The 13737-nt window shown below is 70.8% G+C and carries 8 protein-coding genes and 1 pseudogene; 6 read left to right on the top strand and 3 right to left on the bottom strand.

Going from position 1 to position 13737, the window contains the following annotated elements; genetic code table 11:
- Positions 1-57: 57 nt before the first annotated feature.
- Complete coding sequence (locus tag G4D83_RS04230; RefSeq protein WP_163863077.1) at positions 58-267, bottom strand: hypothetical protein; 210 nt, start codon at positions 265-267, stop codon at positions 58-60.
- A 242-nt stretch (positions 268-509) separates the two neighbouring features.
- Here G4D83_RS04230 and G4D83_RS04225 point away from each other — a divergent pair, with 242 nt between their 5' ends.
- A complete protein-coding gene (locus G4D83_RS04225; protein WP_163863075.1) occupies positions 510-707 on the top strand; it encodes a hypothetical protein in 198 nt (65 codons plus the stop codon).
- Positions 708-810: 103 nt separating this feature from the next.
- Positions 811-1089: a hypothetical protein gene (locus tag G4D83_RS04220; RefSeq protein WP_163863073.1), complete on the top strand. Its 279-nt coding sequence runs from the start codon at positions 811-813 to the stop codon at positions 1087-1089.
- 12 nt (positions 1090-1101) lie between these two features.
- On the opposite strand, the gene G4D83_RS04215 is transcribed toward G4D83_RS04220, so the two are convergent.
- Positions 1102-2301: a hypothetical protein gene (locus G4D83_RS04215; protein ID WP_163863071.1), complete on the bottom strand. Its 1200-nt coding sequence runs from the start codon at positions 2299-2301 to the stop codon at positions 1102-1104.
- A gap of 99 nt (positions 2302-2400) precedes the next feature.
- Between G4D83_RS04215 and G4D83_RS04210 the strand changes: the two genes are divergently transcribed.
- From G4D83_RS04210 to G4D83_RS04195, 4 genes are all read left to right on the top strand, one after another.
- Positions 2401-5478, top strand: a complete 3078-nt coding sequence (locus G4D83_RS04210) for an MG2 domain-containing protein (protein WP_205522565.1) — start codon at positions 2401-2403, stop codon at positions 5476-5478.
- A complete protein-coding gene (locus G4D83_RS04205; RefSeq protein WP_163863067.1) occupies positions 5475-7898 on the top strand; it encodes an alpha-2-macroglobulin family protein in 2424 nt (807 codons plus the stop codon). Before G4D83_RS04210 ends, G4D83_RS04205 begins: the two co-directional genes overlap by 4 nt.
- 201 nt (positions 7899-8099) lie before the next feature.
- Complete coding sequence (locus G4D83_RS04200) at positions 8100-9134, top strand: trypsin-like peptidase domain-containing protein (protein ID WP_163863065.1); 1035 nt, start codon at positions 8100-8102, stop codon at positions 9132-9134.
- A 36-nt stretch (positions 9135-9170) separates the two neighbouring features.
- The gene (locus G4D83_RS04195) at positions 9171-11774 is read left to right on the top strand and encodes a coiled-coil domain-containing protein (protein ID WP_163863063.1); all 2604 of its coding nucleotides are present in this window, start codon (positions 9171-9173) and stop codon (positions 11772-11774) included.
- A 213-nt stretch (positions 11775-11987) separates the two neighbouring features.
- Here the strand turns inward: G4D83_RS04195 and G4D83_RS47170 are convergent.
- Positions 11988-12959, bottom strand: a pseudogene (locus G4D83_RS47170) (IS3 family transposase); the annotation flags it as partial.
- Between the last annotated feature and the right edge of the window lie 778 nt (positions 12960-13737).

Here is a 13737-nt window from a genome sequence, read left to right as displayed (position 1 = left end):
CCAGGGTGAAGTGAAGGGGCGCGTCGAGCCTCATGGGGCTCGACGCGCGAGGGGACGTCAGGCCGTCGCCGCCATGCCGAAGGACAGCTCCACGCCGTTGTCCTTCACGCGCATGCGAGGCTTGGACAGCCAGTGGCAGTGGGCGCAGTAGCTGTGCGCCCCGGAGGGGCTGGCGCGCACGTTCACGGCTCCTCCGCAGAGCACGCAGCCGTCGGGAAGGACGAATTCGGCGAATCGCTCGCCGAGGTTGCTCTCGAATTCAGTCATACCTTTGAGTTAACGCAGGAATCGCGCGGCACAAGCAGACCGCTCCCGGCCGTGAGCCTCTCCCTGTAGGGCACGGCCCCCTATCGCCCTCCAAGCAGGCGAGCAGGCGGGCGCGGCCTGCATTCCTTACCGCCTCGCACCCGACTGACGTCCGGTGGACACCGCAACCCCGGGCATCCTCGTGGCCTGACTGGCACGTGGATTGATCTTCAAGGGCGTCAGGAAGAACCGAGGGGGACGGCATGGGCGGTGGCGTGGAGCGCGTGGACGTGAGCGAGGAGAAGAAGGGCTGGGGCGTGGAGGTCGTCACGTCGGAGGGCGAGGTGCGGCGCTACCGCTACCGGAGCGAGGCCCAGGCGCGCTTCTTCGCGGCCGTCTTCGCGATGGGCCCCCGGGTGCTGCCCCCCGTGCGCCGGGTGAAGGCCCGGAAGGCCGCCTGAGGACTTCGTTTCCAGAGGTGATGTCCGGGGACCGGGCCTTCAGGCGCAGTCACCGTGGCTTCCCACTACCCTTGCGGGCGGGTTTCGGGGAGGCTTTGGTCCCATGAGCGACGCGAGCAAGCCCTTCCTCATCCCCGCCAACCGGCAGTACATCACCAAGGAGCCGGACCCGGCGGGCCGCTGGTCCACGCTGTTCCCGGACATGATCGGCTACAAGAACCAGGGTGGCGGCAAGGTGCCGGCGGACTTCGGCTGGAACACCAACCCCAAGCAGTGGCAGGAGGAGATGACGCCCGTGACGCTGGCCGAGCGCTTCAACGAGCTGCGCGTGCTGCCGCCGAAGGCCGAGCCTCCCGCGCTGCCCGCCGACACGAAGAAGTAGGCGCGCGGGTGCCTAGCTGAAGGGCAGGGCCGCGAGGCGCTCCCGGAAGCGCTCCAGCAGCCCCAGCGAGTTCGCCTCATCCAGTCCCTCGGCGGCCTCCTGTCGCGCCTTGCGCAGGAAGCCGTCGAACGGCGCCGAGCGGCCGTACAGCGCCGCCGCCGTGTCCACCGCGTCCGCCAGCACGCGCGCCGCGCCGGGCGAGCCGAGCGTCAGGTGCATGTCCGCCTGCTCCAGCTTGGCGCCGCATGACGCCCACAGCTCGCGGTCATGCACGATGAGCCACGTGCGCGTCACCTCGTCCATGGCCTCTTCCAGGAAGGAGAGGAAGGGCTCGACGTGCGAGGACAGCACATCCGCCGCCAGCTCGCCTTGTCCGGCCGCTTCCTGGAGGTGCGCGCGGAAGGTGAGCACATGGTGCTTCTGCGGCGTGCGCAGCGCCACCGAGGCGGGCAGGGTGATGAAGGCCGACACGCTCTCCGCCATCTGACGGGCCAGGGCGGGCCGCGACGGGGCCTCCGCCTTCGTCGCGCGCTCCAGCCGTCCTTGCAGCGAGCGGCGCAGGTCCGCCGCCGCCCCGCGCAGCGCCGAGCGCGCGCCCACCTGGTGCACGTAGCCGGGCACCACGTCCTCGCGGCGCACGTCCTCGAAGGCCGCCGCCGTCAGGTAGACGAGGTCGCCGATGCGCACGCGGAAGTCGGCGCGGAACGCCTGGAGCTTGGCCATCAGCGTCCAGCGGTCGCTGACGACCTCCGGCTTTCGCATCTGCTGGCCCAGCTCCGACACCCGCTTGGACAAGAGCTCCGCGGTGGCGTGGAGCACCACCTCCACCTCCTGCGCCAGTCGCTCGTCGGAGCTGGCGGGGGGAGGAGCCCAGCCGGTGTCCGTGGTGCTCGCGGCGCGCGCGGGCGGGGGGAACTGCTGGTGGATGGCGCTGACGAGCTGGTTGACGCCCACGAGGGTGTCGCCAATGGCGGGGGCCATGGTCTCCCAGAGGGCCAGGTCCGCGCCGCCGTCCGACTCCAGGGTGGTGGGCTCGTACTTGGCGATGCTCAGGTGGCCGAGCCGGTCGATGGCCACCGCCGCCGCGCGGTGGACGTGCGTGAGGCGGTCCGCGAGGTGCCGGTCCGTGAGCGACTCCAGCAATGCCTCCAATCGAGAGGGCAGGGCATCCGCGGGAGGACGGGTCACTCGGGGATTGGGCGACGAAGGCATGGGGCGCGGCACGCTATCGCACCGGCGGCGGTCGCGCGAAGAAGGGGGCTCGGCAGTCAGGGGGCATCCCGACATAGAGTGCGGCTTCGGGGAGGATGCATGACAGAGCGTTTCCGCCGTGGGGCGAAGCGGGGTGGGCTGGCGGCCTTGCTGCTGGTGGGCGTCTGGGCCTTCGCGGCGTGGGACGTGTGCCTGACCGCCTGGGTGTTTCGCGGGGTGAAGGTGCCCGAGTGTCCGGACGGGCAGTTCCGCCAGACGGTGGGCGTGGATGCCCATGGGCTGGGGCGCGGGCTTGCTGGGAGCGTGGTCGTCTGGGCGGACGCCCATGCGCCTGACGCACGCGGCCAATTGATGAGCGCGCGGGTGCGGCGGGGCACGCCGGAGCTGTTCCTGGTGGATGCCGAGGGGAAGCAGACGGCCCTGGAGGCCGAGAAGGACTTCCCGTGGACGCGCTCGCCCGACGACTCGCTGACGGCCCAGGTGAAGCTGCCCGAAGTGCCGGACGGTGACTACAAGCTGCTCGCGCGGCTCACCACGCCGCTGGGCACTGACACGGTGGAGGCGGCGCTGCCCCTCTACGCGCCGGCGGTGGCGCACGTGCTGACGGACCGGCCGCTGTACGAGCCCGGCAACGAGGTGCGCTTCCGCGCCGTGGTGCTGCGCGCGAAGGACCTGTCTCCGCTGGATGGGCGGCCCGGGACGTGGTTCCTGAAGGACGCGACGGGAGAGACGGTGTTGGAGGAGCGGGCGCCCGCGGGACCGTGGGGCGTCGTGGCCGGCAGCTTCCCGTTGGACCGGGGCGCGCCCGTCGGTGAGTGGACGCTGGAGTGGCGCAGCGGGAGCACCCAGGCCCAGGCGACCTTCCAGGTGAAGCCCTTCACGCTGCCGCGCTTCCGAGTGGAGGCGTCCAGCCCCCGGCCCTACTGGCGCGCGGGGGAGACGCCGGAGCTGGAAGGCCAGGTGGTGTACGCGTCGGGCGCTCCGGTGACGGACGCGGAGGTGGAGCTTGGATGGAACGTCTCCGGGGAGTGGCCGCCGCCTCCGGAATGGAACTCGGGAGGACTGCCTCCCAATGCCCGCACGGATGCGTCGGGGCGCTTCCGAGTGGCGCTGCCGCGCGTGCCCGATGACTTGCGGGGCCAGGTGACGCTGTCCGCGCGCGTGTCGGCGAAGGACGCCGCTGGAGACCGGGTGGTGAGCGGCGCTGCGCTGCTGCTCTCCGAGGACGCGCTCGCCATCTCCTCGGTGACGGAGCTGGAGGACGGGCTGGTGGATGGCTTCAGCAACCGCGTGTACCTGCGCGCCACCACGCCGGACGGGCGGGTGCTGCCGGGGGCGGAGCTGACGGTGACGCGCGCGTGGGATGCTCGCGACGAGGGCGTGCGCGGCGTGACGGATGAGGACGGCGTGGCGGCCTTCCAACTGGACCCGGGCCCACCGGTCAACGTGGTGGTGCCGCCCCTGCCGGTGCGCCGGCTTCCACCGCCGCCTCCGGTGCGGCTGGCGCAGTTGAAGAACCTGATGGAAGCGGGCAGCGGACCGACGCTGAAGGAGCGGCTCGCGGTGGAGGGTTGGGTGTCGTCGTTCTTCCCGTGTTCGCGCTTCGTCGAGCCGAACGACGGCCAGCGCCTGATGGAGCTGGGCGTGCGGGTGGGCGCGGGCGGCGCGGTGACGGACGTGGTGGGCACCAAAGACGCGCTGTCGACGTGTCTGGCCCAGGTCATCCGCGCGCGCACGCTGCCCCCGGGACAGGAACGGGTGTTGTCGCTGTCGCTGGTGGTGCGGGACTGGGGACTGCCTCGGCTGGAGACGCGGGTGGAGTCCGCCTTCGGCACCGCCGCGCCGCTGATGGGCGCGCTGGAGTCGGCCGCGAAAGATGCGCGCACCTGTCTGCCGGCGGGGCTGGCGACGAGCAGCTACCTGCCCGTGGCGCTGACGTGGCGACTGGGGGCGAAGCGGGAGGTGTCGCTGTCCTGGTCCGCGCTGCCGTGGGTCCAGGGCGGACCCGGCGCGGCGACGGTGGCCTGCATCCAGGAGCGCTTCGCGCGCTGGAAGGCCGTGGAGGAGAGCGAGGAAGGTGAGGCGATGGGCGTCCTCTTCCTCACGGCGCATCCGGGAGTGGACGGCTCTCGAGGTGGTGGGCCCGCTCAGGCGACCACCTTCCTGGGCTACGAGTTGAAGGTGGCGGCGAAGGTGGACGGCAAGCTGGTGGGGGACACGAAGTGGGTGTTGCGCCCGGCGACGCTGCCGCCCTTGCGCCTGCGCGCCACGCCGGTGCTGGCGAAGGCCGGCGAGGAGGTGCGCATCGACCTGATGCGCGGCCCCGACTTCCAGGGCTCGCTGCCCACGGAGCTGCGGCTGTCTGCGGGCAAGCAGGAGCTGGTGACGAAGCTGGAGAAGGGCTCCACCACGGCGCGCTTCCGGCTGCCCGCGGACTTCGAGGGCTGGGCGGAGACCTCGTGGGCGGGGGCCCTGGCGCGGGTGTACGTGGCGCCGCGCGCGCAGCTCTCCGTGGAGGTGTCGTCGGAGAAGCCGGCCTATGCGCCCGGCGACCTGGCGCGGCTCCAGGTGCGCACGCGCGTGGATGGGAAGGACGGGCCCGCGGCGGTGGGCCTCTTCGGCGTGGACGAGACGTTGAGCCAGTTGGTGCCGCTGCCCGGGGGTGACGCGCTGGCGAGCGTGAGGCCCGCGCCATCGGTGTCGGAGCCCGCCTTCGGAGTGCTGGATGGCGTGGCGCTGGCGCAGGGACGCATCCGGGGCTCCAACGCGGCCGCCGCGGCGCTGTTGCGCGTGAGCACGGTGCCGACGCTCCAGGAGACAGAGGTGCGAGCGAGCGCGAGCGCGCGCGGTGCCTTCGACCCGGAGGCGGAGCTGACCGAGCCCTTCTACGCGGTGCTCTCGGAGCTGCACGCGAAGGTGCGTGACTGGGAGGAGAAGGCGCCCGAGGGTGAGACGCTGAACCCGGCGGGGCTCGCGAAGCTGTGGACCCAGGCGCTGGCGTCCTGTGAGCAGCGGGGCGAGAAGGTGAAGGACGCCTTCGGCCAGCGGCTGCGGTTGTCGAGGCTGCCCAGGGAGCTGCTGGAGCTGACGGACCCGCGCGCGGTGGTGTCGCGTGGGACGCGACTGCCAGAGGACGTGGAGAACTGGAACGCGTGGGTCGCCCGGGAGGCGCCGTGATTCGCAAAATCGTCGTCGGGGCGGTGTGTGTCGTCGTGGGGTTCGTGCTCCTGGTGACCTTGTTCGGGGACAACTTCCGGAGGCTTTTTGGAGCGTCCTCGTCCGCGCTGTCGGGGCACTTCGAGCCCCCGGGCCAGGCGATGATGGACCGGTCGGCGGACTTGCTCCTCAGGGGCTCCGCCGAGGCGGAGATGGCCGCGGCGCCTGTGATGGCGCCCCCTGTGGGAGGGGCCGCGCCGGAAGAGGACGGCTTCGGCGCTATCGCCCAGAAGGCGGACGAGGGGGACGCGCGCCGCCCCAAGGGCGGCGGTGGGGAGCAGAAGCCGCAATCCGTGGGAGCGCCCAGCCGCGCGTGGTTCCCGGAGACGTTCCTCTTCGAGCCGCTGGTGGTGACGGACGAGTCTGGTAGCGCGACGCTGCCGGTGCGCGTGCCGGACCGGCTCACCCGCTGGCGCGTGCTGGCGCTGGCGCACTCGCGCTCTGGCGCCCAGGCCGGCGCGGTGACGAGCTTCGCGGGCACGCTGCCCACGTACGTGGACCCGGTGCTGCCGCCCTTCCTGCGCGCGGGCGACTCCGTGCGCGTGCCGGTGCAGGTGGTGAACACGACGGATGCCGTGGTGGAGACGTCGCTGAAGGTGGAGGCCACGGGGGCGACGGTGGATGGCGCCGCGCGCACGGTGCGCGTGCCGGCGCGAGGCAGCGTGGTGGAGTACGTGACGGTGCGCGTCTCCGGCCCCGGGCCCATCGCGGTGCGCGCGGCGCTGGGAGACGCGGACAGCGTGGAGAAGCCCCTGGACGTGTGGCCCACCGGCAGGCCCGTGGTCCAGACGTGGAGTGGCACGCTGGCCGCGCCTCGCACGTTGACGCTCACGGGCGCCGCGGACGCGCAGGTGGGCAGTGAGCGCGTGCGGCTCCAGGTGTATCCCGGCGGGCTCGGCGTGCTGCGCTCGGAGCTGACGTCGGCGGGGGCTCGCGGTGGCTCGGACGACGTGGCGTATGCGCTGATGCTGGCCGGGCGCGCGCCGGAGTTGCTGACAGCGCTGGGCGAGCCCCAGGCGGCCCAGGTGCTGAAGGCGGCCCTGTCGCCGAAGGGCGGGCGCGTGGCGTCACCGCCGGAGTCGGCGGGGGGACTGGTGGACGCGGAAGGGGTGCGCGTCCTCGTGGCGCAGGCGACGCAGCGCGCGCTGCGGCTGGGGCGCACGCCGGACGTGGTGTCGGCGACGCTGCTGGTGGAGGGCACGCTGCTCCACCCGGACAACCCGGTGCTGGCGCGACTGGGCGAGCGGCTCGCGGGCTGGGTGGCCGCGGCGCAGCGTCCGGATGGCACGTGCCAGGGTGGCGACGGTTGGACGTTGCAGCGACTGCTGGTGGCGACGGCGGACTGTACGCGCGCGGTGGTGGCGGCGTCCGGGACGCCGGTGGGCCAGCGGCGCGCGGCGCGCTTCACGGCGCTGGCGTCGGGCGCGCTGGAGCGCAACCGGGCGCACGTGAAGGACGGCTACACGGCGGCGTCGCTGCTGGCGAGCGGCATCGTGACGGGCGCGCTGCGGGACTCGCTGCGGGCGCAGGTGCGTGATGCACTGAAGACGCGCGAGGACGGCGCCGCGTACCTGCCGGTGGATGCGGGCGTGGTGGCGGCCGATGGCGAGGTGCCCTCGGAGGCGGAGGCCACCGCGCTGGCGGTGCTGGGCCTGGAGGGCGACGACAAGGCGCCGCTGGCGGACCTGGGCGCGTCGCTGCTCGCGAGCTACGGGCCGGCGCGTGGGTGGGGCAGTGGCCGGACGAACCGGCTGGCGCTCAAGGCCGTGGTGTCGCTCTTCAAGGAGCCGCTGCCCGCGAGCGTGCGCGTGGTGCTGGAGCGCGATGGCAAGCCCGTGGCCGAGGGCACGTACGACGCGAAGGCGCTGCGCGAGGTGCTGGCGCTGGAGGCCCTGGCGACGGGCTCGGCGGGTGCGCATGCCTGGACGGTGCGCGCGGAGCCCGCGGTGCCGGGCCTGGGCTTCGCGCTGGCGCTGTCCGCCGCCGTGCCGTGGAAGCAGGAGTCGCAGGGTGGACTGGAGCTGGCCGTGGACTCGCCCCGGGAGGCGCGAGTCGGGCAGCCCGTGGAGGTGACGGTGCAGGCCTCCACGCCTTCGGGCCTGGTGCTGGAATTGAGGCACGGGCTACCGGCGGGCGTGCAGGTGGACTCCGCCAGCCTGGACGCGCTGGTGGCGTCGGGGAGTGTCTCGTCGTGGACCTCGGAGGACGGCGCGGTGACGCTGAAGCTGCCTGCCCGAGGACAAGGGGAGACCTTCCAGGCTCGCTTCCGTGTCATCCCCACGCTGGCGGGGACGCTCCAGGCGGGTGCCTCGTCGCTGCGGGTGCTTGCTCGGCCGGACGTCGTCTCCTACGTACCTCCCGCTACGTGGGCGGTGCGCTGAGGCGGGGTCTTCGCGGACTTCGGACCGGGGCCGTATCGCGGACGGCCCGGTAAGGAGTGTCTGCTCACGGGCTTCTGGAACCAGCACGTCAGGGCAGAAGCGCGGCTACCCCCTGGGCATCCGCTCGGAGAATACGGAAGATTCACGGCAGCGTCGGCAGGCCGGAGAAGGCTTCGTCAGCGGTTCTTCACGGGTGACACCATGGAGCTCGACGGCGCGGAACGAGACGAGTTGCTGTTGGCGATGCTGGGGGCGTTTCCCTCGGTGGAGGACCTTCGCCGGGTGGTGGCCTCGGTGTGCCACCGGGATTTGGAAGTGCTCGTTCCAACGGGCGGCCCGAGGGAGCGGGCGACGGGCCTCATCCAGCGCGCGGAATCGGAAGGGTGGACGCGGGAGCTGGTGACGGGCATGCACGGCGCCCATCCTCGGCACGCGCGGCTGCATCGCTTCATGCAGGGCTACCTCGCCTCGGTGCAGCGGAGCATTCCGCGTCGCAGCCTGGAGCGCATCGTCGGCTCCTGGGCGGAGGACGGTGGCGCGGACGGGTGGCGCCGGAGGCTCGCCGCGATTGAGCGGCGCGTCTGTCGGGTGGAGCCGGTGCTGGGTGCGTCCCTGGGGACGGGGTTTTTGGTGTCGCGCAACGTGGTGCTCACCAACTTCCATGTCATCGAGAACCGGCTGCTGGAGTCGCTGCGCGTGCGCTTCGACCACAAGGTGTTGCCGGACCGGACGCTGCTCCAGTCGGGGACGCGGTACGCGGTGAAGCGTTGCATCGCGCGCAGCTCGTACAGCCCCGCGGACCTGATGCACCCCAGGCCTCGCGAGGCGACGGTGGACGAGCTGGACTACGCCTTCCTCCAGGTGGAGGGAGCGCCGGGCGAGGAGCCGGTGGAGGACGAGCCCCGGGGCTGGCTGGAGCTGCCCGAGGTGGAGGTGCCCATCGTCCTGGGCAGCCTGGCGCTCATCGTCCAGCACCCGGAGGGGCAGCCGATGAGCGTGGCGCTGGACGAGTTCCTGGCCGTCAACGCGTCGCGCACCCGTGTGTCCTATCGGACGTCCACGAGCCCCGGGTCCTCCGGCGCGCCGTGTTTCACCCAGGACCTGCGTCTGGCCGCGCTGCATCACAGCGGGGGGCCGCGGATGCCGTCCGCCACGGGACACAACGAGGGCATCCCCACGGACACCATCCGCCGGAGCCTGTCCCGGGAGGTGAAGGCGCTGCTGGGCTGGGAGTGAACTGGAGGCGGGGGACGCGCCTGTTATCGTCGGCGGATGTTCGTCCTCGATGCCCGTTGCCGCCGTGCCCGGGGTCTCTTCCGCCTGGGGTTGCTCGTGGTGCTCTCCGCGTCGTCGAGCGTCGCGTTGGCGCAGACGCGGCTGCGCGTGGCCGGGGCCACGGCCAACAACGAGGTGAAGCTGCGCACGACGTCGGAGGACTTCCGCACGGTGCTGCGCGTGGACCTCTTGTCGCCGCCACCGGGTGACGCGGGCGTGGAGGAGGCGCTGCCCGGCGGAGTGACGGTGCTGGTGGATCCGCTCCAGGCGAGCGATGGCTCCCAGGTGACGCTGACGGCCGTCGTGCGCGAGGCCGCGGGCGCCGGGGATGCGGGCACGTCGCCGTCCATTTCATCGAGGGCGCCGCTGTACCTGGAGGTGTCCGGGAAGCTGCCGGCGGCGGGGGACTACACGGGGCAGCTGGTGCTGGTGCACGCGAGCGGGCGTGAGACGACGGCGCTCGTCGTCACGCGGACGCAGGCGGTGCCGGCGGTGCAGTTCATCGCGACGTCGCCAGCGGTGGCGGCGTCGGGCTGGGGGCTGGGCACGGTGGAAGCGACGGTGCGGCTGCCCTTCAAGGAGACGGCGGGCGTGACGGGGATGGTGGCCGCGCCCCGGCTGCTCCAGCTCCAGCACAAGGCGCCGGACCTGGGGGCGACGTTGGTGCAGCCGCACTTCGGAGGTTCCCACTTCTTCCTGGAGGGCGGCGGGAAGGACGGCAAGGACCTGGACCTGTCGGCGGCGGACTCCACGGTGCAGGTGTCAGCGAATGGCAGTGGCACGCTGCTGTTGCATCTGCGCGGGCTGGACGGGCCGGGCGAGTACACGGGGACGGTGCGGATGGCGGTGCCGCAAGGCGTGGCGGTGGAGCAGCCCTTCACCGTCTGGGTGAGGACGCCCTGGCTGTGGGGCGCGCTGCTCATCGCGGCGGGCGCGGTGTCTTCGTATGGGGTGCGGCTGTACACGCAGAACATCCGGCCCCGGGCGCAGCAGCTCCATCGAGCGCAGGCGCTGAGGCAGAAGGCGGCGGAGCTGCTCAACGGCCAGGACGCGGAGACGCGGCGAGTGGGGCTGGAGGTGCGCGCGCGCATCGACGCCATCGTCTCGAGGATTCGCGGACCGCTGCGAGGCGGCCGGGTGGCGGAGGCGGAGCTGGCGCGAGTGGAGCCGGAGCTGCGGCTGTACGAGGCGTGGTGCGCGGGCACGCGCGAACTGAACGCGCTTCCGAGAGAGCTGAGGCCGGCGCAGGCGAGCAATCTGCTGGACGAGGCGGAGACGTCGCTGCGCCTGGGCAATGTGCCGACGGAGCGTCTGGAGGAGCAGCTCAAGGTGCTGCGCCAGCAGAACGTGGAGGAACTGGCGCGAGCGGGGCTGAAGGCGAAGCTGGCGGAGCTGGAGACGCAGGCGCGCACGCTGGCGCAGAAGCTGGGGGAAGACGACAGCCTGGGCTTCCGGCTGATGTATGAGCTGTTGCCGCTGCTCCAGGAGGTGCGTGCGTCCCTGGACGAGGGCGACCTGGCGACGGCGCGGCTGCGGTTCGAGCGGGCCCGGCGTTCCTACTTCGACGTCCTCTGCGGGGAGCTGTCGCTGGCGGTGGCCTCGCCGCGCAATCCCCGGGGCTTCACGCAGGAGGAGTGGCGGGAGTTGACCGCGGAGGTGAAGGACAGGCTGAAGCAGGCGCGAGCGCGCGCGGACGTCAGCGTGGACGAGGGCTTCCGGCTGTACCAGGGCGCGTATGCGCACTACGTGCTCCGGCTGTTGCAGGAGCTGCGCGAGGCGTTGGCGGAGGCGAGGAGCACGGCCAGCGACGCGCAGAAGGTGGAGCTGGACAGCGCGGAGGCGAAGCTGCGCGAGGCGATGCTGGCGCTGGGGGCGGAGTCTCCGCACGATGCCGCGGCGAAGTACCGCGAGGCGAGAGACCTCCTCCACCATGCGCAGACGGGACAGGTGCGCAAGCGAATCGAAGCGCTGCGCGCGGAGGTGACGAGCAAACGCAGTGCGGCTACTTCTGACTCCGAGCTGCATGAGCTGGGACACATCGACTCGCTGCTGAACGAGGCGCAGCTCGCGTTGAAGCCGGAGACATTGCAGGACGCGGACTACAAGGTGGACAAGGCGGCGATGGCGCTCCAGGCCTACCCGAGTCCACAGAGCACCAGCATGAGTGGCAGGCTGGGAGTTCCCACGGGGAGGGAGGCGCTGAGCTTCTCCGCGCCCACCGCGCCGGAGGTGCCCGCCGCCAGCGCGCCCACGGGTGGCAGCCTGCCGACGCTGCCAGAGGCTCCTCCGAGCGAGGACGCGGACTCGGCGGGTGGCTTCAGTGCACTGGAGGGTGTGCCGTTGCCGTCGCCGCGTCACCTGTGGGTGGTGGAGCTGGCGTTGCTGGCGTTGCTCACGGGCGTGGCGGTGGTGCTGGGCCTGCAACTCCTCAACGTCTTCTCACCGACGTGGGGTGGCTTCGGCGCGGGCATGACGGCGTTCCTCTGGGGCTTCGGGCTGCACCAGGTGGGCAACGCCAGCTTCGAGGGCCTCGCCGGCCTGTTGACGCGCGTGGAGGGGCGCGGCGGCGCGACGGGCGGAGGAGGAGTAGGCGGTTCCTGAGCGCTTGCGTCATGACGGGAGACTGCTCGGGCCGGGGTTTGCAGAGCGCGAAGGTTGCGTTCAGTGGGCGTACGCGAACATGGACGGTAGTCCAGGATCTTGGATGCGGCTTGCCCGGGCTGACCTACATGAATCCTTCGGACCACCGACTACGAGAGAGGTGCTGACCGGTATGAGTCGGGCACCACTGCTTCGCACTACCGTCGAAATTCCAGGGATGTGGCGGCCGAGGCTCGAGTGGGGGCAGACGTGGTTGTAGTGCTGTCGCCACGCCTCGATGACAACCTCCGCCTCTAACCTGGAGAGAAACCATTCCATGTTGAGGCACTCGTCGCGAAAGCGTCCGTTGAAGCTCTCGTCGGTGCCCTTCTGCGAGGGCTTGCCTGGAGCTATGTGCGCCAGCTCGATGCGGGCCTTCGCAGGATGGCCGAGGCCACGAACTCCGGAACGTTGTCACTGAGCATGTGCCGGGGCGCCCCTCTCTGGCTCGCCAGCTTCGACAGCACCTCAACCATCCGCTCGGAGCGGATGGCGCCCGCGACGTCGATGGCGAGGCACTCGCGTGTCCACTCGTCCACCACAATGAGGAATTTGAGCTGCTACATGTTGGCGCGGCGGTCGGAGACGAAGTCGTAGGCCCACACTTGGTTGGGCCCCGTGGTCGGCAGCGGACGCGGGCGGCTGGCCGCCGCTCGCCGCCCGGGCCGTTTGCGCGGCACTTGCAGGCCCGCCTTCCGCCAGAGCCGATACGCTCTGTCTGGACACATGTAGTGACCGTCTCGCCCCAAGAAGATGCAGATGCGACGTTAGCCGTACCTCGGGAACTGAAGGGCGAGTTCGCGCATTCGCTCCACGACAGGCTCCTCCCGCTGTGCCTTCTGCGACACATACCCCAGTGCCGAGCGCGCCACCCGCAGCAGCCAGCATTCTCGACGGGTGGACAGTCCCATGCACGGGCATCATCCACCTGCTGCCTTGCGCGGTGGCGCTCACCGTCTACTTCGGTACCTCGATATCCAAGTCCCTTGCTTCAGCCTCGTCGTGTCGGTGGCGTCCATGCCTCCGAAGCGCTTGTGCCACACGTAGACCCTAGGTTCGCTCCCCCGTGCTTCTTCGTGGGGACGGCCGCTTCGGCTCTCGCAGAATGGCGACCATCTGCTCTTCGCTGAACCGACTCTTCTTCACGGCCTGCCTCTCCGTAGTGGCTAGAGACGGCATTCTCTCAATCTTCAGGCGGTCCGAAACCCCGCGGCATGTCAGATGCATGAGTTCCGCCATGTACTTCACAACCACGAAGACGCTCACTGATTCGGTACGTCATGGTCACAAAGGCGAGGCCAGAGGCCCATCGGATGTCACCCAAGGTCCAGCCGATTGCACCAACTGAGGACGGAGCCTCAGGCTCCCCTGTCTGTCCATGATGTCTCGCCATGATTTCCTGCGGGGCTCGCTCGGGCTAGAACGGGGCAGGGGGCTCTCGTGGCGGCCGGACCCTTTCCGGTGGACGCCGTCACGCCATCTCATTGAACGAACGCTTTGGGCCGAGACTCACCGAGGGCTTGTGGGAAATTCCTGATTGTCTGAATTCAAATGAGCCTGTCTGCCGCGTCAGCCATCTCCCTCCGTTTTCGTCACCGGAAGAGACGGGTCCTGGCGGGATTCTTCGAGGCGCAATAAAAATGACCAGGATTTGCATCATCTTGTTTCGGCAGAGCGGTTCGCTGAGGGGGTATGGCTCAAAATGAGGTATTTCTTTTGTCGTCTCCTCCCCTCGTGGGTGATGGGACTCGTGTTGTTGTGTTCGCTGGGGGCGCACGAGGTCCAGGCCGCATGCTTTCCCCAAGGCGGCACCCAGGCATGTAACAGGGGCGCATGCGTCGGCACCCAGACGTGTGACGAGTATTGGAGTGACTGTTCATACTCCCCTGTCTCAACGCAGTCTTGTTCGGTCTGTGGCCGCTCC

Origin of the sequence: Myxococcus eversor (assembly GCF_010894455.1) — a bacterium.
Lineage (GTDB): Bacteria > Myxococcota > Myxococcia > Myxococcales > Myxococcaceae > Myxococcus > Myxococcus eversor.
Note: the sequence above shows the minus strand (reverse complement) of the source record. Positions and strands in the feature narration are given on the sequence as shown.